Below are 24,403 nucleotides of genomic sequence, written 5' to 3' on the forward strand. Positions count from 1 at the left end.
TATTATCAGATATTTTTTAATGCCTCTTCTAAGTCTACTAGAATGTCATCCAAGTTTTCTAAACCAACACTGAGTCTGACAAACCCTGGAGTCACACCGGCAGAAATTTGTTCTTCACTGGTTAACTGTTGGTGTGTTGTTGATGCTGGGTGAATCGCTAATGATTTCGCATCACCGATGTTAGCAAGTAAACTAAAGAGTTCGAGTCCATCAATGAACTTTTTAGCTTTATCCACACCACCTTTGATTTCAAAACCTACAATTGCTCCAAACAATCCACGTTCATGGTATTTTTTCGCAGTCGCGTAGTTTTTGTCAGAAGGAAGGCCTGGATAATTCACCCATTCCACTTTTGGATGTTTTTGTAAAAATTCAGCTACCTTGAGTGCATTATGGGAATGGCGTTCCATTCGAAGTGGGAGAGTTTCCACCCCTTGTAAAATTTGCCAAGCATTGAATGGAGAAATGGCAGGCCCTAAGTCACGTAAACCTTGGACACGTGCTTTTAAGATAAAAGCAATGTTGACACCACCAAATGGTTCAAATTTTCCAAACACATCCCAAAATTTCAATCCGTGGTAAGATGGATCTGGCTCTGTGAAATTTTTAAATTTCCCATTCCCCCAGTTAAAACTTCCACCATCAATGATGATACCACCAATTGATGTTCCATGGCCACCTAAGAATTTTGTTAGGGAATGAACTACGATATCTGCCCCATGTTTGAGTGGATTGACGAGATATGGTGAAGGCATTGTGTTATCGATGATAAGTGGAACTCCCACTTCTTTTGCGACTTTACTAACAGCAGCTATATCAAGCGTATCTAATTTTGGATTTCCCAAAGTCTCAGCATAAAAAGCGCGAGTTTTGTCATTGGATGCTTTTTTGAAATTTTCTGGATTGGAAGGATCAACAAAATGTACTTTGATTCCCATTTTTGGAAATGTATAATGGAGTAGGTTATAGGTTCCTCCATATAACGAAGAAGAGGCGACGATTTCTTGGCCAGCTTCCACAATATTAAGAAGTGCTAACATCTCAGCACTTTGACCAGAAGCTGTCGCAAGAGCAGCAACACCACCTTCCAAAGCAGCAACACGTTTTTCTAACACATCAGTTGTTGGATTCATGAGTCGTGTGTAAATATTTCCAAACTCTTGGAGACCGAATAATCTCGCTGCATGGTCTGTGTCTTTGAAAACATAGGATGTTGTTTGGTATAAAGGCACGGCACGGGACGTTGTGGTTGGGTCCGGTTCTTGGCCTCCGTGGAGTGCGATGGTTTCTGGTTTGTATTGGCGTGGCATAGATTCCCCCGATGGTATCGCCTAGTTTTCTCATGCATTCTCATTTGTCAATAAAATCTCCAATAAAATAGAATTAATTTCTGCTTTATTGGACGCTGCCAAAATAGATTATTTCTTATTTTCGAGGGAAGATCATACGATAATGAACATATCGTGGGTAAGATTTGTCGTTATCTCTGTTTGGGACTCGTTACACAAATTCTAGTAACACAAACCCTCATCGCCCAAGTATGGGTTCCCACTGGTACAGAGGGAAGACGTGCCTCCGCTGTCCAATTTGATGCTGGTGGTTCGAGTTTCCAGAAAGATTATTATGGATACATCTCTCCCAATTTTACCTTCAATCATGGTAGCCAATTTGGTTATTCTTTTTCACTTCCGATCAATGTTCTTGCAGTGGATAAAGAACCTCTTCAGTTAGAGAGTAAAGCTGGTAAAATCCGTGAAATGGATTACAATAGCCGCAATGATTATGCAAGGGTTCTCAATTATATTTCGTATGGAACGTATAACCAACAAGTTCCAGGAAAGGTAACCTATTCAGCTTATACTGGTAAGATGGTAGATGGATACATTGGACATGGTACTATCGTTAATAAATACCAAAGTTCATCTCGTTTTGATTCCTATAACCCTGGTGTGATGGCAGATTTGAATACTGATTATGGTGGTGTTCAATATTTCGCAAATTCCGTTGTAAATTTTGAAGTGAATGCAGCAAGGGTTTATATCAAACCACTTGCGATAGGAAGATCATTATATTCTTTATTTGATAAATCAGCAGATCTAGTGTATCTAATGGACTTAAGAGGAAATGTTCTGGATGAATCGGGGCGACTCAGTGTAGAAGAAGAAGCTGGTGCTGAAGAAATTCAAAAGAAAAAAGCAGAAGAACTTCGCAAAAAAGAAATCCGACCTGTCAGTAAAGATTCTCGTATGGAACTTGTCGACAATGACCCATGGTACAACCGTTTGACAATAGGTTATACACAAGCCTGGGATAGACAAGCGCCTGTTCAAATGGCTTACAACACCAATGGTTCTCCTGTAACAGAGAAAAAATTAGACAACCCAAAAACAACTGAAGTAACGAGAGCTTCCATTGAGGGAATGGACATTGAATATAGGTTACTGAACCTACCGTTCGTTGAATTTACACCTTATGTCGACTTTAATAAAATCAAAGGATTGGATGGTGCACAAGGTGCCCACTATGGTTCGATCTTTCGATTAGGGACAAAGGATCTGAATGTCATTTTGAAACCTGAGTTTCGCCAAATGACTGCCAATTATGCTCCCATGTATTTTGATAGTTTTTATGAAGTGGAACGATTTCAAAAATTTCCAGTTTCAGCTCCAATCCGTCCAAAATATGAATATTTAGAAAACCAATCCAATGCAAAAGTGACTGGTTATTATCATACAATTTATGTGAATTTTTATCATCTTGGTTTTGAATTTGCTGTGGAAGATTATGGAATCAAAGGAAACAAACGTGTGTTTGCTGCCGCCTATATTCCTTTAGGTTCTTCTTTTCTCATGTCCTTTTATTATACAAAGAAAGGTTTTGATTCGCAAGGGAAAGCTTTTGAAATGGATAATAATACGCAAGCTGCAGCTGAAATCTCTAAAGCATTTGGCCCCATTGTCCTAAGGCTTCAAAATTATCGTAAGTACTATCTGGACTCGAGTGAAAAGACCTTCCTGAGTATCGATGAAATTCGATTTCTTGTATCTGGTGGAATTAGTTTCTAAACAAAAAATACAATAGAGATGAGAAAGCAAACTCTGTTCGTAGATTGATATTCCCTAATGTCATTGTTTTGTATGGTAACTCATTAAAAAATTTCATATCGTCTTCATTCCAACCTGATTCTGGACCAAAAACAAAAAGAGTGTTTTGCAAATGATCCAAAGGTTCTTTGTAGGTTTTGAGATCAAGTTCCCCCATGCGATCCATCACAATGATGTTCCCATCCCAAGTTTCCAGATACTTTTTCCAATTTTGTTTCTGCCCAAACTGAATCATTGGAAAGTGTACATTCCCTGTTTGGCTCATACCTGTATGAACCCACTGATTCCAATCCTTTGTGTAAACGGGTGAAGTCCAATATTCTTTGTTTTTTGTTTCCGTCGCAAAAAAACTAAGCGAGTTGATTCCGTATGCGCCCGCTAGGTGAAAGATTTTTTTTGCAGTCTGTGGTCTAGGTAACGAGAAAAAACAGTGGATCGGTAAAGGGTTTAATGTTCGCGAAAGGGAATCTTTTTTGATAAGGATTGATTCAGTTTCCGTGATTTGAAGGACTCGAAACATATAATTCCCTTCGTTCTGAATCACAACCTGAACCTCTTCATCAGGTTTTTTTTTTAAGATGGTCCTGATATGGTTATGGCGTTCGTCCGTTAGGGTTACTGATTCATTAATACGTAACTCTTCCCTTTGAATCAGTATCCAATTCAAAATTTAAATCTCAATACTCGGTTTTTTGGGTTCTGAAGGTAATATTTCTTCTTCCTCTGATTCGACAGGTGGTCCTTCAAAATCAGGTAGGAAGTTTTTCGGTGATTCTTCTTGGAAAAATGGATCTTGTTTATTTATCTGTCTGTCTGGATTGGTTCCTGCAATTGACCATTTCCAAACATACAATAACAGAATGGAAAAGAGGAGAATTGGTATCCATGGAATTTCTTTTTTATTGTTCCCTCGTTTTGATTTTAGGTAATCAATCGGAGCATACAGTAAATCAAAAATTAGATCTTTATAATTTTGGAATGTTGGTTTAAATTGAAAAGAGGGGATTTCTACTTCACTTACACTGAAACTGTCTTCTTGTTCTATTTCCGGATCAAAAGTAAATCGGTGAGAGCAGACGGGACATTGAACCAAAATGGTTCCCTGCGTAACAGGGAACCGTAACATCGTGGAACAATTCGGACATTGTTTTACGCGATTCAATTAAGAACCTGTATGTTCTTAGTATTTCAAAGAACTTTTCAATGCTTCAACGTTTTTCTTATAATGTTTGTTTGAATCACGATCATTATAATCAAAGATTTTTGTGAATAGTTTATCAAAATAATCTAGGTTTTTGAAATAAAATTGTTTTTTAAAATTATTTCGGATTGGGTTTGATTTTGTGTTTTCCACGTTTGAAAGAATGTATTTACCAACTCCTTTTTCAGAAGGTGTTTCTGGAGTTCCCCAAACTGGATAATCATCATGTTGGTAAAACAATTCAATTTTATCATTATGTGCTGGATCACCGTTAGGAGCAACGTCAGCAATCACAGAAATAATCTTATCTTCTAAAACAAAATTGTTTTGGTAAATGTAAGTTCTCACCTTTGTAAGGTTACGTGGTTGTTCTTTTCTTGGATCTGGATCTGCGTTGTTAGATCCTTCAAAAAAAAGTTCCATTTTTTTGAATTTTGCACCTAAGTTTTTAGAAGATTTTCCATCTTCACTTCCAACAAAATCAAATACTTCAAGGTGCAAACAAGTGTTATCTTGTGCTTCTTGTTTATCAGCTAGTTCACAACGTTCTCCGTCTGCACTTGGTTTTCCTTTGTACAACACAGTTTTGTGTGGAAGAGTTCTTACTTTCATTTTGAAAAGAACAGTATGAAGGCGAAGGCGTTTGTTCACTTCAGAGATATTATCATCGAGTTCTTTTTCTGTATCAGCCATCGATTTCCCTGATTGAGAAGGATCGATTCCTGCAGAAGTAGAGCCAGTTTCTGAACTACCAGTTTGAGCGAAAACCCCAATGCTAAGTAGTAAAATGGGGAGAATTAATTTTATTTTCATGTCCGAATCTTCCTAAAAGGTTAATTTGAGGATACCAAGGAACGTCCCATGGGCGTAAACAAATATCCTGTAAATAGTATCGGTAAAATCCTGAATAAGATTGAAGCCGAATCTCTCTCTTTTTAGAGTTTCCATCCAAAATCTGGAAAGGATTCCAAATAAAATGGCAATCCTGGGGCGGTCAACTGTTCCAAATGTTTCCAATTTTTGGTGATCCATCGCCTTTCCACATAATCGCAGTAGTCCTTCAAATTCCTCCCTGAGGCTCCTGTTAACAAATCTGCAATCTGTTCCCTTTCCTTGTGGTCCAATTGTTTTGCATATCCCTCCAGGATTTTAGTCCTTTCTTCTCGGTTTGGAAGGGGAAATTTGATTTTTCTGTCAAAACGAGACAAAAGGGCAGAATCAAGGTCCTCTTTACGATTGGTTGCCCCAATGGTGATGGTGCCTGTTTTTTCTGCAAAACCGTCCAGTTTTCGCAGTAAAACACTCAGTAAATTCCTTGTGGCTTCAAAAAGTCCGTCTTCTCGTGAAGTTGCAAGGGAATCAATTTCATCTAAAAATAAAATACACTTTGGAAACAAGGCGGATGCATCAAACACCATCGCCAGGTTTTGAGAAGATTCTCCATAGTACTTACTCAATATGGATTCGATGGGAACATAGACCATGGGCACACCACAAAGATGGGAAACGATTTTTGCCATGCTGGTTTTTCCGACTCCAGGTTCCCCTTCAAATAATACAGCCCTTGGGAGGTTTCCTGTAGGTTTCATACGTGTGAGTTTAGTGATTTCAAGGAATGGTTCTGGTTGTCTGAGGGGGAAAACCAAACTTTCTAAGATTTGTTCTTTTACAGAATCATACCCAAAAACAGAATCAAAACCTAAATCATTCCCTTTTGCTTTCTCTAAAATGGGGTCATACACTTCCACGCCAAGGGGTTCCAAAATAGACCTAGGGTCTTTTGTTGTACCTCCTTCCAATTTCAAAAATTGAAACAAATGGATGATGGTTTGTATTTCTTTTGTGGAAAAATCACCTAACTTCGAACATTCCACTTTGAGATCCGATTTAAACGAAAAACGAATGCGAAATCTCGCCGATAAATTTTTTTGTGGTTCGAATAAGTTGTCACCTAATGTCTGTAAACTTAAGTATCCTTCTTCAAAATTATAAATGCGGAAATTTTCAATGTAGTTCCGAACGATCCCCAGGCAATCTAGGATTTTTTCCTTTCCCACTGCATTTTGGCGGAACCGAAAGATGGTTTCTTCTTTTTCTTGTACAAATTGGTAATTTGCCTGTTTTAACTCTGCGGCAAATAGGTCTTTGGCCTTAAAAAAATCCAAGGCAGGGGTGGAATTGGACATAAGGAACAAAATAGGGAAGATTGGCTTTTTTTTCAAGGAAGGATTTTGATTTCCTCCGACGAATACATTGTAGAGGTTGTAGGATTATGGGTGAAGGTTCACTATCACAAGAAGACATAGACGCGCTACTCGGTGGTTTTAGCGGCGGGAGCACACCTGCGGGTGGTGGTTCTGGCGGAGGTGGCGGTGGACTCGACGACCTGGATGCTTTAGTCGGAGGTGGTGGAGGAGATGACAATGGACCTTCCTTTGCTGACATTGCAGCAGCCCTAGGACCAAGTGCAACCCCAGCTCCAACAAGAGGACAGTCAAAAGCCCAATCCAGTTCAGGTAATAATACTGCAAACCTCAACCTTTTACTAGATGTCACCTTACAACTGACAATTGAACTTGGTAGAACCACAATGTTCATCAAAGATGTTTTACAACTCACTGAAGGGACAGTTGTCGAACTCGACAAAAACATTGGGGAAGAACTCGATATCCTTGCCAATGGAAAACTTGTAGGACGAGGGAAACTGATCGTACTAGATGATTATTACGGAATCCAAATCACCCAGATTGTGGATCCGATGGAACGTTTGGGTGGTCCTGCCTTTTTATAAACCCGTAGATTTCATTTTAAGTTGGAAAGGATGTTTCATCATTGGAAACAAATAAGTTCGAATACGAAATCGAAAGGATCACCAATCCTTCAGAATCTTTACAAGAAGACCTTTGGAAACGTTTACATGATTACAGCATCTCTAAGTTAGGGGATGAGTCTCTCGCTTCAAAAGAATTTTTTGCCATTTTAGTCAAAGAAGGGGACACACTCATCGCAGCCTCTCTTTGTTATCTCTTCTTCAAAGGATTAAATTTACAATTACTTTGGGTTGCTGAAGAAAAACGGGGACAGGATTTAGGAACTAAACTCCTGCAAGAGATTGAAACAGAGGCAAAACGAATGGGAGCAAATTTGGTATTTGGGTATTCCTTTGGATTCCAAGCTCCCAAATTTTATACCAAATTTGGGTATGAAGAAGTAGGCTTGATTCCCAATTATCCAGAAGGTCAGAATTGTTATTTCCTTTGTAAAAAATTGACAAAGGATTCTCCTTGACGGCAATTCTCAATCCGAACAGTTTGTAATTCTATGTTAACTCTAGCCATTGTGTAGACCGCCAAAACGGTGATCTTGTTTTGGATACCCCGCCTAAATTACATTAGGAGGCGGCTATCTTCGCGCAGGCGGTTTATTCCCTCTCATCCACTGTTTTGGTGTCCCTTTTTGTTTTGCCGCAAAAACTGGGTATGTCACGTAATATTGACCAAACGAATTTCCAAAAAATTTCTAAGAAAAAACGTTTTGAAGACGAAGACGAGGAAACCTCATTTTCTCATGTCAAAAAAAAATCTCACCGGTTTCGTTCGGATACGGAAGAATTCAGATGTGTGGAATGCAAACAAATGGTATTCCCTCCAGGCTTTGGAACCGAGCAAAGAAACCATTGTCCCAATTGCCTCACAAGCCTTCACTTGGACAACACTCCTGGTGATAGAGCGGCGATCTGTGGGAGTAAAATGGAAGCCATTTCCATTTGGGTAAGAAAGGGAGAATGGGTGATTTTACACCGTTGTAAAGGTTGTGGGGTAATTCATGCCAATCGGATTGGACCTGATGACAATGAAGCTTTACTTGTGTCACTTGCAGCACAAGCCATGGCTAAACCTAGTTTTCGATTGTTTACTGAAACTCCGGTGGAAGATCCACCGGAATCATTTGGTTAGACGATAAAACTATGCCTTTGGCTTTTTGGCTTCTGTTAGGTTGGCAATGAGAGTTGGTAAATTCATCACATCTGCTGGGATGAGAATTTCCGTACTTTCTTTGGCTACGTGTAAGAAGTTTTGGATAAAGGCTTTGGTGATTTGCAGTTTGATTGCCGAAGCACCACCTTGGTCGGAAATGGCACCGGCTATGGCTTCAATCCCTTTGGCAGTAGCGACAGCCAAAGCTTCAATCTCTGTTGCCTTTCCTTCTGCTGAGTTGATCCTTCGTTGTTTTTCCCCTTCCGATTTGTTCACTGCTTCCTCTTTGAAACCGAGGGAGCGGTTGATACGAGCATCTCTTTCCCCTTCTGATAAAAGCACTTGGGAACGTTTTGCAATTTGTGCTTTTTTCTCTTTCTCCATGGCATCTAACACAGATTTAGGTGGAACAATGTTTAAAATTTCGTATCGATTCACTTTGATCCCCCAAGGTTCTGATGCTTGGTCAATCGCTGCAACAATGGTCGAGTTAATTAAATCTTTTTCCCCGATGGTTTTGTCAAGTTCCATAGTTCCAATCACCGAACGCATTGTTGTTTGTGCGAGTTGGATGGCAGCAAATTGAAAGTCTTCAATTCCATAAGAGGCACGCACTGGATCGATGATTTTTAAGTAAATCACACCATCCACCTTTACTTGGACGTTATCATGTGTGATACAAATCTGAGGTTGGACATCAATTGATTGTTCTTTTAATGTGTGGTAATACGCATCTCGATCAATGAACGGGATGAGGATATGAAACCCTGCTCGTAAGGAACGAGAATACTTCCCAAGCCTTTCCACAATGAGAACATCTTGTGCAGGAATGATACGAATGCATCGGAAGATTTTATAAATCAGATAGATGGCAACAACGGCCCAAAATGCTAAATAAACAAATTCCATTTTATTCTCCTACCTGTGGGATTTTAGTTGTGATTTTGGAAAGCCCTTCGAACACTCCACCGATATTGGCTAAGGTTTCTGGAACCACAGTTGTTTTGGATGTTTTTAAGATATGACCGAGGGCATCCAAATACTCCTGTGTGATTTGTAAACTCACAGCTTCCTTTCCGCCTTTTTTACTAATGGCTTCTGAGATGAGTTGAAGGCCTTTTGCAGTTGCGTTGGAGATGAGTGTGATTTCCTGTGCACGACCGTCTGCTTCATTCACCAAACGGATTTTTTCCCCTTCGGAGATATTGATAGATTCTTGTCTTTCGCCAACGGAATGATTGACTCGAGATTCTTTTTCTCCTTGTGAAATGGTGATTTCAGCGCGGCGTTCCCGTTCTGATTTCATTTGGTTTTCCATCTCAATCAAAATTTGTTTTGGTGGAGTGATATTGCGGATTTCATAACGAGTGACTTTGATACCCCAAGGGTCTGTGGCTCTGTCAATATTGGAAACAACTCGACCATTGATTTCATCTCTTTCAGACAGTAAGTTATCAAAAATCAACTTACCAATTTCAGAGCGAAGTGTGGTTTGTGCAAGTTGGGTGGTTGCTAACATAAAGTTATCAATTCCGTAAGAAGCCTTTTCACCATCGATGACTTTTAGATACAAAACTCCATCTACTTCTACGGATACGTTGTCTTTTGTGATACAAACTTGTGGATCGATATCAATGGTTTGTTCTTTCAGGTTTTGTCTGTAACGAATTTGGTCGACAAATGGGATCATAAAATAAAACCCCGATTTTAAAACTCCATTTAAAACACCTAATCTTTCTTTAATAAAAACACTTTGTTCTGGTACGATGATGATTGTTTTTTTGATGATATAAACTACTACCAAAAAGACAACGATGACGGTTGCGCCCATTGTTTCCTCCTTTGTGACTTGGAGACGGTACATGGACTTTCGAAAGAGAAAAGGGTTTTTTTGAATACCCTTAAAAAAAATGAACGGTAGGCTTTATGATTCTACTTTTTCGACAGTGAAAGTCAAATTCTCACGCGAGAGAATCTTTACATATTCCCCTTTTGGGATTTTTGAATCTTTCGAAATTGCATCCCAAACAGTCCCTTGGAAACGGATTTTTCCGCCATGGCGGTTCACCAAAATATCAGTTTCAACAGGTACAATTTGGTTTAGATAATCATCTTGGATAAAAGGATCCACACTTGATTCTGATTTAAAAAACTTTTTAATGAGGGATCCACCAAGTAGGATCGAAATCAAACTGGAAACCACCCAAATGATGACTTCGGTATATAACTCCATGGGAACCAAACGGGAAAGGATACCAGTAAAAATGGCACCAACTCCTAAAAACATCACAAAGGTTCCAGGCAAAAGGAATTCAGAAAAGAGGAGAACGATTCCCATTAAAATCCATAAGTAAGCTGTGTTTGCCAAAATCAAATCCAATGTGTGATCCTTTAAGGAAGTAGACAGTTCCAATCAGTTCATGGCAAGAAAAATAATACTTTGATTCATGTGATAGGGCAAAGAACCTGTCTAGTGTGAAACGAATATTGTACCTTCTTTTATCTGTTTTCCTATTTTTCCAACTGTTTCCTGTACCCAGAGAAAATCCACCAGTAACATCTGAAATTGTTGTTTCTGATGAAGTGAAACAAATTCTAAAACGAAGTTGTTACGATTGCCACTCGAATGAAACCACTTGGCCTTTTTATTCCTATGTGTTTCCAGTTTCCTATTTGGTCTCAAACCATGTGACCGAAGGAAGAGAAGAATTGAATTTTTCTGAATTTGGGAAATTGCCAGAACGAAAACAAAACAAAAAAATATATGAAGTTTGGGAACAAGTGGATGAAGGGGAAATGCCACCTATCGATTACCGTTTGATGCACCCAAGTGCCAAGTTATCCGAGAAAGACAAAGAGGTTTTAAAAAACTGGGCAAACCAATTCAGTGAGGAATCGGAATGAAGGAAAAAAAATTATGGGGTGGTCGATTTGATGCCCCACCTTCTTCTCTTATGATTCGAATTGGTGAATCTATTAGTTTTGATAAAGAACTCTACCAACATGACATTGTTGGTTCCATATCCCATTCTCGTATGTTAAAACGAATCGGAATCCTTACCGAGTCGGAACAAAGAAAGATCGAAACTGGACTCAATCAAATCTTGAAGGAAATGGATTCAGGTAAATTTGAATTTAAAATGGAAAATGAAGACATTCATATGTCCATTGAGTCTCGCCTAACGGAACTTCTTGGAGACTTGGGGAAAAAACTCCATACAGGCAGAAGTCGTAATGACCAAGTGTCACAAGATGTTCGTTTGTATATCAAATCAGAAATTCAATCCATTTTGGTTCTCGTATTCGATTTGTTACAAGTTTGGGTGAAAAAAGCAGAATCTCATGTAAAAACAATTATCCCTGGGTACACTCATTTACAGATTGCACAACCCATCCGAGCCTCTCATTATTTTTTAGCTCATTTTTGGGCCAACGTACGAGACTTCGAAGATTTTTTAGCAGCTTATGATAGAGCAGATGAACTCGTGTTAGGCTCAGGTGCTTTGGCTGGGGTCAATTATGAAACCGATCGAGAATTTTTAAGAAAAGATTTAAACTTAAACCGATTGTCTGAGAACTCAATGGATGCAGTAAGCCAAAGAGACCATATTTTTAAATTTTTATTTGCCTCTTCCCAATTTATGATCCATGTTTCCCGGTTCTGTGAAGAAATCATTTTATACACTTCACAAGAATTTAGTTATTTTAAATTGCCTGACCACCTAACGACAGGTTCATCGATTATGCCTCAGAAAAAGAATCCAGATGTGGCCGAACTCATTCGTGGGAAAGCAGGGCGAGTGATCGGTAATCTAAACCACCTATTGGTTATGTTAAAGGGAACTCCCTTATCCTATAACCGCGACTTCCAGGAAGATAAACTCCCTCTTTTTGACACCGTTAAACAAATCAAAATTTGTACGGAAGGGATTCGGGATATGGTGGAAGGGATTCAAATTTTCCCTGAGAATGCCACTCGGAGTTTGCGGAATGGATTTGCCACTGCCACAGACCTAGCTGATTGGCTTGTGAGTAGCAAGGGAATTCCTTTCCGTTCTGCCCATGAGATTGTGGGAGAACTTGTGAAACATTGTTCTGCAAAAGGCGTGGATTTATTCACAATCCCTAGTGGGGAAAGGGGGCAAATCCATGCAGTCCTCACTGACCCTGGTTATGATGCTGCCATTTCACTTGAGACCTCCTGTGATAAAAAAGATGTTTATGGAGGCACAGCTCTCCCTCGTCAAAAAGAACAGATCAAAAAGGCCAAAGCCAAGTTAAACGAATTGACCAAAAAATTAAAGGCGATAGAATCCAAAGGTAAAAAATAGTTATGAATCGAGTTTCCATTTCTCATCTAAAATCCCTTTCCGTTTTATTCCTACTTATGAGCCAAACTGCTTTTTGTAGTGACCAGACGTTTAAAAAAATCACATACGAACCTTTGGCATACTCACCAACCAAAGTTTTAGTCAAACGAGCCGACCAAACTACCGTTAAACTTCCAGAAAAACCTGCCATTTACGCCGTGGTCCAAACAACACAAGGTGACTTAGTCATTGAGCTTTACGACCAAGCGGCTCCTAAAACAGTTCAAAATTTCATCGATCTTGCCCAAGGGGAAAAAGATTTTAAAACGGAAAAAGGTTCCGAAAGACGCCCGTTTTACGATGGTTTAAAGTTCCACCGAGTGATCGAAAATTTTATGGCCCAAGGGGGATGCCCTAGAGGGGATGGAACGGGTGGACCTGGATTTCAATTTGAAGATGAAATCAATGGGAAGGCTCTCGGGTTAGACAAACTCAAAATCAAAGATGCACCTGAATACCAATCACAATTACAAAGGGTAGTGTTGTCCGAATTTAATATCAAATCACGCCAAGAATTCGAAGAAAAAAGAACTGAGGTTGAAAAAGCATACCAGGAAGCAATGGAACTCCCAGTGTTAGAAGTTTTATACCGAGTTGGCTATCGATTCAATGAAGTGTTACCGAGTAAAAAAGCAACTCGGGGAGCACTTGCTATGGCCAATGCGGGACCCAATACAAACGGTTCTCAGTTTTTTATCAACCAAGTAGATACTCCTCACCTAAATGGACTCCATACGGTGTTTGGATTTTTGGTCACTGGTTATGATGTCCTGGATCGAATCATTGAAAAAGGGAATCTCCAAACCACAATTCGTAAGGTTCTCGTCATAGACAAAAGACAATGAACTACTTAGAAGGCATAGAGGTAATCCAAAAGTATACATCAGGTTCTTCCGTGGAACCTGTGTTAAAATTTATTATGACTGTTCCTCATAATGAGGAAGCCTTTGCCAATGCCTTGGACGAAATAGGTGGGATCAATAAATACCCAGATACGTTTGTTGGTTTGCTTAGTTTTATCAGTTTCATTTTAGGACAAAAGTCCAAGATGAACCATTTATATGAAACGGCTCTTGAAAAATACGAATCCCTAAACCAGATCACTTCAAAAAAAAGACCAACAGAAGAAGAAGCAAAAATCAAACGAACACTTACTGATTTTATTTTAAAAATCGAAAAGGTTTTTGAAATACAAGACTTAACGGATGAAAGTTTGGTGAAAGAACTCAATCGATTTGTTTCGGAAGCAAATCTTTATGGAGTGACTGATAATGAAATCAAAAACTTAAAATTGGCCTCAAAGACGGTTGCCCTTGTCGAACCTCATTTGGATAAACAAAGGGAAAACTATTACCAATACAAAAAACTGGGTTCCGTCATGGTCCGTCTGATTCGAATCGCAGATTATATCCTAGATGAAGCAAAAATGGGAACCAGTTAAGCACTCCTTGGGGGTTGAAAATCCACTAAATTTTCTTTCGGAAAATTCCTCCTTTGCCGAAATTGAATAGTGAATGCGCTCTTTCCAAACCTTCATTTTATTAGGATTCTTGGTTTCCGAGACCCTTTTTGCATTCCCTGACAGAGATGCGAGGGGGGAAAGGGTTGATAATTTTGTCGCTCTCCAATCCAAGATAAGCTTGACTCTCACCAAAAGAAGTTATGAAGCAGGGGAGAGAATTCCACTTACCTTTACGGTTACAAATACAGGTAAGGAAGTTGTAAGGATTTTCCCATCCTTTGATTTTCGTTATTCCTTCCAAATCATCGTGAAGGATGAAAACGATCGAATCCTCACACCGATTGAGGAACCTGATTTTCCAGACCCAATTTTAAAAAGGCGAACTACGATTGTAAACTTGGTTGGTGATGAGAATAAAGAGATTAGTCTCCACAGAAATGAGTCATTTTCCAAAACCATTTATCTGGATGAGTACTACCAGTTTTTGCCAGACCAAAAATTCTACATCACCGGGTATTTTTATCCCAATTATACGGAAGATAAATCGGCATTTTTAAGGTCACAAAATACAGTTGGATTCTTGTTCCAAAATTCCAAACAAATCAAAAAGGAATCAGTAAACCGTCAAATCACAGAAAACGGTGGCCTTTCTCCTGAAGAAATTATATTCTTATTCCTCGGTGCTGAGATGAAAAAACGTTGGGAATACCATTTTAAATGGATCGATTTTTCGGAATACATCTTAGCGTATGACAGGTATAGCAGTGCATATGCAGAAGCGAGTGTTGGCGAGAGAGAAACGATCATTGAAGATTTTAAAGAATATTTGACGGAATCACCATCAGGTGTGTTAAAATACTTTAAAGTCATGAGTGTTGACTTCCCTTCCAAACGAGATGCACGTGTGCAAGTGTATGTAGAGAGAATGATGGGTCGGTTCAAAACAAGGTACGAATATATATACACCTTGCGACAAGAAGAAGGAAACCGTGTTGGATTTTGGCAGATTAAAAACTTACTCGTAAAGGTAAAAAAATGACGGAAATCCTTTCCCAAGATGAAATTGATGCCCTGTTAAATGCCATCTCCTCCGGCGAAGTTTCGGAAGATGAATACTCATCTGTTGGGGAACAAAAAAAAGTCAAAATTTACGACTTCAAACGTCCGGATAAATTTTCAAAAGACCAGATTCGTACATTACAGATGATGCATGAGACCTTTGCCCGTTTGGCAACCACTGGTCTTTCTGCACAGTTACGAGCATTAGTTGTTGTCCACGTAGCTTCGGTTGACCAGTTAACATACGAAGAATTCATTCGTTCCATTCCGAATCCCACTACACTTGCTGTTATCAATATGGATCCACTCCGAGGGTCTGCCATTTTAGAAATTGACCCTTCAATTTCCTTTACAATCATTGATCGTCTGTTTGGTGGTAAGGGAGAGTCTTCAAAAGTCAATCGGGAACTTTCTGATATCGAGTTATCGGTTATGGAAGGGATCATTGTTAGGATCCTTGGAAACTTACGAGAGTCTTGGTCAACGGTGATTGACTTACGCCCAAGGCTTGGAAACATTGAAACAAACCCACAGTTCGCACAGGTAGTTCCTCCGAATGACATGGTGGTATTAATTACCCTCGAAACAAAAGTAGGGGAAGTAGAAGGGATGACAAACCTTTGTATTCCTTATATCACGATTGAACCGATCATCAATAAACTATCTGCCCAGTATTGGTATTCCTCTATTCGAAAAGGGGAGGTTGACGAAAACCGAGCAGTCATCCAAGAGCGACTCGACCAAGTGAAAATCCCTCTGATTTCGGAAGTTGGGAGTGTTGACATTTCCTTAAATGATCTTATGAATTTGCATGTAGGTGATGTGATCAAACTCGAAAACACACCTATCAAAACTGATTTAATGGTCAAAGTGGGCGATCGGAGTAAATTCAAAGCAACACCTGGACGTGTTGGCAATCGCCTCGCGATCCAAATTGGAGATAGTATAGAGGACATTCCTGACGAACTCCTCGGTTCCACTCGTTCCGAACAAGAATATTAATCATTTTCGCTAAACACGTATCATGCGAATTTCCAAATTTTTGAATCACCACATTGGATTGGATCCATTGGTTTGGAAGTTCGCATTGAGACATTCGTTCAGGAATAGTTTGATTTTTGTTTTTTTGATTCATCTACTTTTCAGTATAGGTGAGGTTAATTCTTTAGACGCAAGGCCGAAAAAACATCAGAAAATAGATTATAATGCCAGACATATCCGCTCTGTTCGCCAAACGATTGTAATCTCTATCGATGGGTTTCCTTCCTACTATTGGACAAATCCAAAATACCATTCCTATTTTCCCCATTTAGTCGGACTTTTCCAGAAATACGGAGTCTCGGAAATAGAAACAGTCAATCCTTCTGTCACTTATCCCGCGCATACCTCAATGGTGACTGGGAAGGATCCAGGGGAACATGGAATTTTCAATAATACATTGTCCGATCCTTTTGAAAAAAATGATGGGGGATGGATGTGGTATGCAGAAGACATTATAGTGCCAACTCTTTGGGATCTCGCAAAACAAAATCAAAAAACAACTGCGAATGTATTTTGGCCTGTTACCGTTGGGGCAAATATCAATTCGAACCTTCCCCAGTATTGGAGGAAAAAAATACCCGAGGATGATAAACTTCTCCGTGTGATTTCCACAACGGGTTTACATAAGGAAGCCGAGGTTGCCGTTGGATCTCCGTTAAACGATGTTGCAAAAGATGAAGTGAAGTTAAAAACAGCTACTTGGCTTTTCCAAACCAAAAAACCACATTTAATGTTTGTTTATACGACTGATTTGGATTCCATGCAACATGGTTTTGGACCCGGTTCCGAAAAGGCTTTGGCACGATTGGCAGAAATTGACACGGCCATTTTTACTTTCTTAGAAAGTGTAGGAGCTTTTACTAATAATGGTCCGAGCATTGTGATTGTATCAGATCACGGGTTTCATTCTGCTGTGTCAGTCTGTGCACCCAATGTACTCCTAAAACAAAAAGGATACATCAATGATGAAACTGGTACTTACACTCTTACATTTAAAAGTTCCGGTGGAATCTCGATCCTCTTACCAGGAGCCGATGTAACTCTTCCAAAAGAAACCATTACAAATCTAGTCACTGAAATTACGAATTCTTGTCCAGGTGCTGAATGGTTGGATTTTACAAGTTTGCCAATAGCCGAAACATTTCCTGTCGGTGACAATACAAATCAAAAGATCAGATCCCAAATCCATCCACGAGCATTGGGAATCCTCCGAACCAAAGAAAACTTATTTTTTAGTGGGACAAGAAAAGGGGATCTGTTCCAAACATCACCTAGTAAAATCCATGGCCATGGGTATTGGAATGAGAATCCAGAAATGAAAACGATAGGATTTGTCTATGATCCAACTGGAAAAAAACATCAGTTTCAATCTGTAAAAGATGTATTTTTTATCGTAAAAGAGATGTTAGGTTTGAAAGAAAGGAAAACCAAAGGGCCAAGTGTTCCCACAAAACCCTGATCTAAAAATGATTCTGAGATTTGGTTAGTGTTTTTTCCAGTGGATACATTCCCCTGGGCATTCATCCATTTCCTTTTGGACTTTTTTTTCGTCTTCGTCAGGGATCATTGCATCGTTGATCGTTTCTCCGCCGATATGGGTTTGGGACAAATCATCCTCATCCATCATAAAGTACTTAGGTAAATTATCTGCACACTGGTTACAGGAAGTACAATTGTCTTTGTCTACATAAGCCTTTCTCATGTTTCTTTCCCTTCATTGAGTTTATAGTATAAAATGATTGTTACAAAAAATAAAGTGACTACATTTGCGAGGATAATCGGAAAATCTGATTTTAAAATTCCATAAACAAACCATAACACGACACCGAAAAAGAACATGATGTACATATTACGGCTGATATCCCTAGTTTGTTTGGTCATGACAACACGAAGGACTTGTGGTAGAAAAGAGACCGTAGTTAAAAAAGCTGCCACATACCCAATTAAGTTATCCATTTATGCTTTGTACTCTCGTTTTACGACGGTTTTGACACCACCTCGAACATTATAATCACCTATCACTTTGACATAAATGGGGTCCACAGCCTTCACAAAATCTTCCAAGATTTTATTCACCACATTTTCATGAAAAATGCCTACATTCCGGTAGGACATCATGTATTCTTTGAGGGATTTTAGTTCGGCACATTTTTCTCTGGGGATGTATTCGATGAAAATGGTTCCAAAATCCGGAAGTCCTGTTTTTGGGCAAACGGCCGTAAATTCGGGAATGGTAAATTCGATATTGTACTCTCGGCCAGCATAGACATTGGCAAACCACTCAATGGGAGGGGTGGTCCAAGACGGGATATGGTCCTGTTTGTCCTCGTAAGAAGATTCTGATTTTTTTTCCGACATTTGTTTACCCCGACATTAACAAAAATATTTTGGAACCATCCCATGAAAAGTGATAAAAAAATCGCAGTCGTCGATTTCGGCGGCCAGTATGCTCACCTCATTGCTTCCCGTATTCGCAGACTCGGAGCTTATACAGAAATCCTTTCCAACGAAGAACCATTGTCTGTTTACGAATCCTATGCCGGGATCATTCTTTCTGGTGGACCCAGTAGTGTGTATGAGACAGGTGCACCCCAATTACCCTCTGGGTTTTTTAACACCTCTGTTCCAGTTTTAGGTATTTGTTATGGCCACCAACTTATGATGCGTGCCCTTGGAGGAGAGGTTGTTTCCGCCAACACAAAAGAATATGGACCTGCCATTCTAGAGATCGAAAATGCTAATTCAGAATTATCAAAATCATTATCGTTAAAAACAAAAGTATGGATGAGCCATGGAGATGAGGTGGTTCGGCTTCCAAATGATTTCCAAGTGATCGCACAATCGGATCACTGCCGTTATGCGTTTGTTTCCCATTCTTCCAAAAAACTGTATGGGATCCAATTCCACCCTGAGGTAACCCATTCAGAAGAAGGGGAAATTTTACTCAAAAACTTTGTAGAGTTATGTGGTGTTTCTGCTACATGGAGTATATCGCAGTTCTTAGAAGAACAAATCCAAACCCTACAAAAAAAAGTCCCAGCTGGCAAAAATGTATTTTTACTCGTATCAGGAGGAGTGGATTCCTCTGTTGCCTATTTACTCCTTGCAAAAGCTCTTGGGAAAGACCGTGTCAAGGGACTCCTTGTCGATACAGGGTTTATGCGGAAAAACGAAGTAAAAGATCTGATGGACAATTTGCACCAAGTGGGTTTTGACCTTACCATTTGGGATGAAAGTGAGGTGTTTTATAGTCACTTACAAAACGAATTTGAACCAGAGAAAAAAAGAAGGATCGTTGGAGATTTATTCTTAGAAGCACAAGGCAAAGCAACAAACTCTCTAGGACTTGACGCCGAACATTGGTTACTTGGTCAAGGGACGATCTACCCAGATACCATCGAGTCTGGTGGAACCAAACATTCTCATAAAATCAAAACCCACCACAACCGTGTGCCCCAAATCGAAGCACTCATCCGTGAAGGAAAAATTGTAGAACCAATTGCGGACCTTTATAAAGACGAAGTCAGGGATTTGGGTAGAAAACTTGGGCTGCCAGAACGATGGATCGAACGCCACCCTTTCCCTGGGCCTGGCCTTGTGGTACGTATGATCGCAAGTCCGAAGACAAATCCTCCCCACATCGATTTTGGTGTCTGGAAGAATAAGTTTCCAAAAGCAGAGATTCAAATTTTACCGATTCTATCTGTTGGTGTTCAGGGAGACCAAAGGAGTTATGCTCACTGTGCGGTGCTCAGTGATTTTACTTCCGATTGGATGGAACTCGACCAATTGTCTGTTGAAATCACCAATACCAAAAAAGAAATCAATCGTGTGGTATTTGCCCCAGGTATCACTCATTTTGATAAAGATTTCTTTTACACAAAACTTTCGTTAGACAAAGATCATGCAGATATTTTGCGAGAAGCAGATGCAATTGTAAACCAAATCCTTTATGAAGAATCGATCCATAATGAAATTTGGCAGATGCCAGTTGTGCTTGTTCCTGTTGGATTACGTGAAAATTCCTATGGAGTGGTTTTACGACCTGTTGAATCTACTGAAGCGATGACTGCCAATTTTTACCAAATGAACCGAAACATTTTGTCTCAGATCACTAACAAATTGTTAAACCTTCCCAGTATCTCTCTTGTGATGTATGATCTTACCCACAAACCTCCAGGTACCATTGAATGGGAATAGGAAGTTTGTCTTAAGATTTAGATTTGAGGTCATGTTTTAGAATAATGGAATCGTCCTATTTCCTTTAAGGGAGTAGGATCCAAAGGAGAGCCATTCCACCCATTGCGAGCTCAGGAAGGCGTTTGGAGAGAATACTCTCGTTTTCTTTTCCTTCTTTGGACGGTTCTTGGTTCCCTTCCGCATTCGGTTCCGAAGATTTTTGTCCCTCTGAATTCCCTTTGGAGGCAAATAATCCTGAAAAGAATCCAGGTTTTTCTTCTTCCTTCGGTTGGTCCCAAACAACAGGAAGTGTTGTGACTTCTACAGCATTTTTCTTGAACGCTTGTTTGGTGCCATCTTGCGATTCCACTAAAACATAATTAGCAGTTGGAGAAGAAGTTTTTACATTTTCTAATACTTCTTTTGTCGTTTTTACTTTCACGGTATCTGCGAGGAGTGGGTGAAGGAAAAATAATAAAATTGTTACAAAAACAAATCTTTGGAGCTTCATATTTGCACTGCACCTTACAAAAATAGGGGGAGCAATTTGATTTTTGGAAGAAATGTTACAATCCGATGAAAAGTGAATTCAGTTTCCATTTGACACCTAGGTCTCCTATTTTAGCCTATCCAAAGTCACGATTGGCGTCGTGGCCAAGTGGTAAGGCATGGCTCTGCAAAAGCTTGACCGCCGGTTCGAATCCGGCCGACGCCTAGTCTTACAACAAACGCCTGGATGGTGGAACTGGTAGACACACAGGACTTAAAATCCTGTGGGAGTAATCCCGTGCGGGTTCGATTCCCGCTCCAGGTATGATTCGAACGACTACGAGCGAAAAAAATGGTAACGAACCCGCATAGGGAGCGTGAAGCCATTTTTCTTTAGGACAGGAAGTTCGAAGTCGCGAGTCGGACGGGCTGAGGTCGAAAGGCCAGGAGGGCCGAAATTTGATGCCATTCCCGCGGACGCAAAAAATCAAACAAACAATCATTCCCCCTTTCTCCGACTTGTTTATCTTGCCTTAGATTCATTTTGAATCCTTTTCTTTCTAATTACAGGACCTGAAAAAAAACTTGAATTATGGTTATACCCCGGTCATACTTAAGATATGAAGACGGCTATTTCGATACCAGATGATCTTTTCGTAACTGCTGAAAATACTGCAAAAAAACTTGGAATTCCTAGAAGTCAATTATTTGCAAAAGCTCTGGAAGAATTCATCCAGAATCATTCAAAAGAGAAGATTACAGAGAAATTGAATGAAGTGTATTCAAATGATACAACTAAAAAGGATAATTCCCTTTCTGATGTGTCTGTTGCAATTCTGAGAAATAGTCTAAAAAATGAATCGTGGTGAGATTTGGTGGGTCGATCTTGGGATTCCTTTTGGAAGTGAACCTGGATTCAAAAGACCTGTTTTCATCATCCAAAATGATTCCTTCAATGAAAGTAATATTAATTCAATTATTGTCGTACCTTTGACAACTAATATGCATTTAGCAAAGGCGCCTGGGAATGTGATGCTGACTCGTAAAGAGACAAACCTTTCTAAAGATTCAGTTGTGAATATTTCTCAAATAGTGTCTCTTGATCGAGAAAGATTCATTAGTAGGGCATCGGAATTAAAATCAAAGAGTATCAATAAAATTGAAGAGGGAATTAAATTAGTTCTTTCTTTAAGTTCATAAAGTGATCGATGAAATTTCAGAAAAAAATGATCCATTCTGTTTTATTAGTAAAATTAATAACGATTCATTTAACATAGGGATTCATCTCATGTAGGATATTGTTTAAAAATGATATAATTGACGAACCAGAAAAATTCCAATATTAAAGATAAAAAATATTAGAAGGATGGTGACTTTTGGCCCGAAAGCGTTAATGTTGGTGATTGTTATTGGGCACAGAGCAGAGATAGAAAAAAATATCGACAAAGAGAACAGATTGAATGTCGTTATTGGGGTCCAGTTCCGGTGTATTAGATTATTTTCATTGCAATTTCTAGATTATCGTTGCAAACTCGAGTGTCTTCCCAGGTAAAAATGAATCAGCTAGGTGCTGTTTCCAACCAACAGAATATTCCTCTACTCACAATTCCCAGAAATTTCAATCCTCGGTAAATAAGGTTCTTTTCCCTCCCACTCATACCAAAATCCAAAATCAACAAACTCTGGTGCTTCTTGTAGCATATCACTTGGATCTATGGAGACCAGATGATCTTTTCCTGTGATCGGTAGTGAGATGGTTTTGAGAACGCGTTCACCATGAACTTTATATTCTTTGTCTTGGTCAAAACTCTCTCGTTTTCGAATTTCGACTCGAATGGAATTGGGTAAATGTTTTTCAAATTCCTTGTCCCAAAGAATTTTCACTTGGATTGGTTTTTTCCTGATGACGGGTTTGGTTCTTAAATTCACTTCTTTGTCCAAACAGCCTGAAAGTTTGAAATACCATTCTTTGGGATTGCCTGGTAAGGGAATTGGAAATTCTGCACCAATTGACTTTTGTGAGAATGGACTTGGAAAGTTATCTTTGCTCCTTGTTCGGTGAATGACCAAATCCTTATCTTCCGTTTGGCTCCATAGATAGGTGACAGTCAAAGAGGAAAAAAGCCAAAGCAAAATCATTCCGAAGGAAACGGGAATGTAATTTCGATTTTGAAAAACAGTTGTAGAACGTTTCCCAAGTTGATCCTTTATTGTGGAATGTAAATCCAATTTGTTTTTTCTCAATTGTGGGAGGATCGACAATAAACCCATAAAAGGTAATAATACTTCATCATCTAACAAATAACACTGAAAACTTCCCGCAATGAGTACTACAAAAATTCCGATCGAAAATAGAAATTGCTTTCGAGTGGATTCAATATGTTTACAAATCCCCCACAAAAAACTCATAAAGAAAATAAAGGCGAAACTTCCTCCGAGAAGGATGTCATGCAAAAAATCAAAATGAGCATGTGATTTAGGAGTAATGAATAAATCGTAGTAGAGTTCTGGAAATTGATCGATGATGGGAATAGCTGAATCAATAAAACGTTCGCCGTAGTTCCCGGCACCAATTCCAAAAAGATAATTTTCTCGTATCAAAATGAAATTGATTTTATGGATCCAAATTCTTTGGTTCTCTAGCGAACGTTTGGTGAAGATGTCATCGATGGCCCTTTGGAAAATCCAATTGGTATGATAAAAGATGATAAGCATTGTCAGAATCAAAAATATTCCAAATACGAGCCAAGGTAGGATTTTTTTTAACGAAGGTTTTCTATTCTGGTAGAGAAGGATGGAACTAACCAAAAAACCAATCCAAATCGACCGGCTTTGGTTTAAAAATAGAAGAAAAAAACCTAACAAAGAGAAACTAAAAAATACCAAAGAAACTTTCCAAAAATGGATTCGGATTTGTTTCTTTTGGAAGAGTACAAATGTTTTTTCCCACAACGAAGGAAGGTATAAAGCAAGTAGTCCGCCATAGGTTAAATGAGTACTCTGGAAACCGATTGGCAAATAAATCGAAATTCCATTTAGATTTGCGAGTAAATGGGGAAGTCGTTTTCCCTCGATATAACGAAAACCATCCATAACATAGGGAGCAAGTCTGTAATGGAAAAATAAAGAAACAAGTCCTGAAAGGATTAGGAAAATCGATCCCAAAAGAACTGCTTTTTGTAATTTTTTTTTCTGTAAGTTTGTAAGAGATGTTTCGTGGAGGAGTAAAAAAGCCATCCATAGATCACCAAATTCAGTTTTTACGATGTCCTTTTTCCAATGGATCTGTTGGTATTCGATAAGAGGAAAAATTAAAAAACTAATGTAGAGTCCGATCCAAAAAAGAAGTGCATTTGGGAATTTGGGTAGTTCTTTGTTTTTGATTTGGTGTAGGAATAAAAAGAATAGGGATAGGCTTGCGAAGATTTGGCTTAGGCTAATGGAAAATGGGGAGAAAGCCAAAAAAAGCCAGAGAAAAACAAAGGATACCGTATGAAATGTTTCTTTCCCAATCATATTTG

At 39.1% G+C, this 24,403-nt stretch carries 27 protein-coding genes and 2 tRNA genes; 16 read left to right on the forward strand and 13 right to left on the reverse strand.

Going from position 1 to position 24,403, the window contains the following annotated elements:
- Positions 1-5: 5 nt before the first annotated feature.
- On the reverse strand, positions 6-1,310 hold the full coding sequence (locus ND812_RS10430) for an O-acetylhomoserine aminocarboxypropyltransferase/cysteine synthase family protein (protein WP_265375400.1): 1,305 nt from the start codon (positions 1,308-1,310) through the stop codon (positions 6-8).
- 180 nt (positions 1,311-1,490) lie between these two features.
- Here ND812_RS10430 and ND812_RS10435 point away from each other — a divergent pair, with 180 nt between their 5' ends.
- Positions 1,491-3,065, forward strand: coding sequence for a hypothetical protein (locus ND812_RS10435; protein WP_322113689.1), 1,575 nt, complete (start codon positions 1,491-1,493; stop codon positions 3,063-3,065).
- On the opposite strand, the gene ND812_RS10440 is transcribed toward ND812_RS10435, so the two are convergent.
- From ND812_RS10440 to ND812_RS10455, 4 genes are all read right to left on the reverse strand, one after another.
- Positions 3,055-3,771: an RsmE family RNA methyltransferase gene (locus ND812_RS10440; protein ID WP_265375402.1), complete on the reverse strand. Its 717-nt coding sequence runs from the start codon at positions 3,769-3,771 to the stop codon at positions 3,055-3,057. The two genes, ND812_RS10435 and ND812_RS10440, sit on opposite strands and share 11 nt — an antisense overlap.
- Before the next feature lie 3 nt (positions 3,772-3,774).
- Positions 3,775-4,266, reverse strand: a complete 492-nt coding sequence (locus ND812_RS10445) for a zinc ribbon domain-containing protein (RefSeq protein WP_265375403.1) — start codon at positions 4,264-4,266, stop codon at positions 3,775-3,777.
- Positions 4,267-4,284: 18 nt separating this feature from the next.
- Positions 4,285-5,118, reverse strand: a complete 834-nt coding sequence (gene fcpB / locus ND812_RS10450; protein WP_265375404.1) for a flagellar-coiling protein FcpB — start codon at positions 5,116-5,118, stop codon at positions 4,285-4,287.
- Positions 5,119-5,240: 122 nt separating this feature from the next.
- Positions 5,241-6,491 (reverse strand): AAA family ATPase, encoded by a 1,251-nt coding sequence (locus ND812_RS10455; protein ID WP_407658539.1) that lies wholly within the window; start codon positions 6,489-6,491, stop codon positions 5,241-5,243.
- An 86-nt stretch (positions 6,492-6,577) separates the two neighbouring features.
- Here ND812_RS10455 and fliN point away from each other — a divergent pair, with 86 nt between their 5' ends.
- From fliN to ND812_RS10470, 3 genes are all read left to right on the forward strand, one after another.
- A complete protein-coding gene (fliN, locus tag ND812_RS10460) occupies positions 6,578-7,096 on the forward strand; it encodes a flagellar motor switch protein FliN (protein WP_265375406.1) in 519 nt (172 codons plus the stop codon).
- A gap of 41 nt (positions 7,097-7,137) precedes the next feature.
- Positions 7,138-7,593, forward strand: a complete 456-nt coding sequence (locus ND812_RS10465) for a GNAT family N-acetyltransferase (RefSeq protein WP_265375407.1) — start codon at positions 7,138-7,140, stop codon at positions 7,591-7,593.
- A 191-nt stretch (positions 7,594-7,784) separates the two neighbouring features.
- On the forward strand, positions 7,785-8,261 hold the full coding sequence (locus ND812_RS10470; protein WP_265375408.1) for an RNHCP domain-containing protein: 477 nt from the start codon (positions 7,785-7,787) through the stop codon (positions 8,259-8,261).
- Between the two features lie 9 nt (positions 8,262-8,270).
- Here ND812_RS10470 and ND812_RS10475 read toward each other — a convergent pair whose 3' ends face one another.
- The 3 genes from ND812_RS10475 to ND812_RS10485 all read right to left on the reverse strand — a co-directional run bounded on the left by ND812_RS10475 (position 8,271) and on the right by ND812_RS10485 (position 10,662).
- Entirely contained in the window at positions 8,271-9,191 is a 921-nt protein-coding gene (locus tag ND812_RS10475; protein WP_100726697.1) for an SPFH domain-containing protein, read from the reverse strand.
- A 1-nt stretch (position 9,192) separates the two neighbouring features.
- Positions 9,193-10,113, reverse strand: coding sequence for an SPFH domain-containing protein (locus tag ND812_RS10480; protein ID WP_100726922.1), 921 nt, complete (start codon positions 10,111-10,113; stop codon positions 9,193-9,195).
- 93 nt (positions 10,114-10,206) lie between these two features.
- Positions 10,207-10,662 (reverse strand): NfeD family protein, encoded by a 456-nt coding sequence (locus tag ND812_RS10485; protein WP_265375409.1) that lies wholly within the window; start codon positions 10,660-10,662, stop codon positions 10,207-10,209.
- A gap of 95 nt (positions 10,663-10,757) precedes the next feature.
- Between ND812_RS10485 and ND812_RS10490 the strand changes: the two genes are divergently transcribed.
- From ND812_RS10490 to ND812_RS10520, 7 genes are all read left to right on the forward strand, one after another.
- Positions 10,758-11,186 carry a heme-binding domain-containing protein gene (locus ND812_RS10490; RefSeq protein ID WP_265358013.1) on the forward strand — a complete coding sequence of 143 codons (429 nt, stop codon included), beginning with the start codon at positions 10,758-10,760 and terminating at the stop codon, positions 11,184-11,186.
- Positions 11,183-12,613, forward strand: a complete 1,431-nt coding sequence (gene argH, locus ND812_RS10495; RefSeq protein ID WP_265375410.1) for an argininosuccinate lyase — start codon at positions 11,183-11,185, stop codon at positions 12,611-12,613. The genes ND812_RS10490 and argH overlap by 4 nt, the downstream gene beginning before the upstream one ends.
- Before the next feature lie 56 nt (positions 12,614-12,669).
- The gene (locus ND812_RS10500) at positions 12,670-13,497 is read left to right on the forward strand and encodes a peptidylprolyl isomerase (protein ID WP_265359366.1); all 828 of its coding nucleotides are present in this window, start codon (positions 12,670-12,672) and stop codon (positions 13,495-13,497) included.
- Positions 13,494-14,093: a hypothetical protein gene (locus ND812_RS10505; RefSeq protein ID WP_265358011.1), complete on the forward strand. Its 600-nt coding sequence runs from the start codon at positions 13,494-13,496 to the stop codon at positions 14,091-14,093. The genes ND812_RS10500 and ND812_RS10505 overlap by 4 nt, the downstream gene beginning before the upstream one ends.
- Positions 14,094-14,166: 73 nt before the next feature.
- Positions 14,167-15,153 (forward strand): hypothetical protein, encoded by a 987-nt coding sequence (locus ND812_RS10510; RefSeq protein WP_265375411.1) that lies wholly within the window; start codon positions 14,167-14,169, stop codon positions 15,151-15,153.
- Positions 15,150-16,175, forward strand: a complete 1,026-nt coding sequence (gene fliM / locus ND812_RS10515) for a flagellar motor switch protein FliM (protein ID WP_002974265.1) — start codon at positions 15,150-15,152, stop codon at positions 16,173-16,175. Before ND812_RS10510 ends, fliM begins: the two co-directional genes overlap by 4 nt.
- Before the next feature lie 109 nt (positions 16,176-16,284).
- Positions 16,285-17,673 (forward strand): alkaline phosphatase family protein, encoded by a 1,389-nt coding sequence (locus ND812_RS10520; protein WP_265375412.1) that lies wholly within the window; start codon positions 16,285-16,287, stop codon positions 17,671-17,673.
- Positions 17,674-17,697: 24 nt separating this feature from the next.
- On the opposite strand, the gene ND812_RS10525 is transcribed toward ND812_RS10520, so the two are convergent.
- From ND812_RS10525 to queF, 3 genes are read right to left on the reverse strand one after another with little or no spacing between them, the layout of a single operon-like run.
- Positions 17,698-17,916, reverse strand: coding sequence for a ferredoxin (locus ND812_RS10525; protein ID WP_265375413.1), 219 nt, complete (start codon positions 17,914-17,916; stop codon positions 17,698-17,700).
- Positions 17,913-18,170: a SemiSWEET transporter gene (locus ND812_RS10530; RefSeq protein WP_265375414.1), complete on the reverse strand. Its 258-nt coding sequence runs from the start codon at positions 18,168-18,170 to the stop codon at positions 17,913-17,915. The genes ND812_RS10525 and ND812_RS10530 overlap by 4 nt, the downstream gene beginning before the upstream one ends.
- Entirely contained in the window at positions 18,171-18,572 is a 402-nt protein-coding gene (gene queF / locus ND812_RS10535) for a preQ(1) synthase (RefSeq protein ID WP_265358008.1), read from the reverse strand.
- 42 nt (positions 18,573-18,614) lie between these two features.
- On the opposite strand from queF, the gene guaA reads away from it, so the two are divergent.
- Positions 18,615-20,414: a glutamine-hydrolyzing GMP synthase gene (gene guaA / locus ND812_RS10540; protein ID WP_265375415.1), complete on the forward strand. Its 1,800-nt coding sequence runs from the start codon at positions 18,615-18,617 to the stop codon at positions 20,412-20,414.
- Positions 20,415-20,478: 64 nt separating this feature from the next.
- On the opposite strand, the gene ND812_RS10545 is transcribed toward guaA, so the two are convergent.
- The gene (locus tag ND812_RS10545; protein ID WP_265375416.1) at positions 20,479-20,904 is read right to left on the reverse strand and encodes an LIMLP_04285 family protein; all 426 of its coding nucleotides are present in this window, start codon (positions 20,902-20,904) and stop codon (positions 20,479-20,481) included.
- Between the two features lie 133 nt (positions 20,905-21,037).
- On the opposite strand from ND812_RS10545, the gene ND812_RS10550 reads away from it, so the two are divergent.
- The 4 genes from ND812_RS10550 to ND812_RS10565 all read left to right on the forward strand — a co-directional run bounded on the left by ND812_RS10550 (position 21,038) and on the right by ND812_RS10565 (position 22,082).
- Positions 21,038-21,108 (forward strand) — tRNA-Cys (locus ND812_RS10550).
- A 15-nt stretch (positions 21,109-21,123) separates the two neighbouring features.
- Positions 21,124-21,207 (forward strand) — tRNA-Leu (locus tag ND812_RS10555).
- A gap of 295 nt (positions 21,208-21,502) precedes the next feature.
- On the forward strand, positions 21,503-21,751 hold the full coding sequence (locus ND812_RS10560; protein WP_265375417.1) for a ChpI protein: 249 nt from the start codon (positions 21,503-21,505) through the stop codon (positions 21,749-21,751).
- Positions 21,738-22,082, forward strand: a complete 345-nt coding sequence (locus tag ND812_RS10565) for a type II toxin-antitoxin system PemK/MazF family toxin (protein ID WP_265375418.1) — start codon at positions 21,738-21,740, stop codon at positions 22,080-22,082. Before ND812_RS10560 ends, ND812_RS10565 begins: the two co-directional genes overlap by 14 nt.
- A 396-nt stretch (positions 22,083-22,478) precedes the next feature.
- On the opposite strand, the gene ND812_RS10570 is transcribed toward ND812_RS10565, so the two are convergent.
- Positions 22,479-24,398: an O-antigen ligase family protein gene (locus ND812_RS10570; RefSeq protein WP_265375419.1), complete on the reverse strand. Its 1,920-nt coding sequence runs from the start codon at positions 24,396-24,398 to the stop codon at positions 22,479-22,481.
- Positions 24,399-24,403 lie beyond the last annotated feature (5 nt).

This window comes from Leptospira limi (genome assembly GCF_026151395.1).
Classification (GTDB): domain Bacteria; phylum Spirochaetota; class Leptospiria; order Leptospirales; family Leptospiraceae; genus Leptospira_A; species Leptospira_A limi.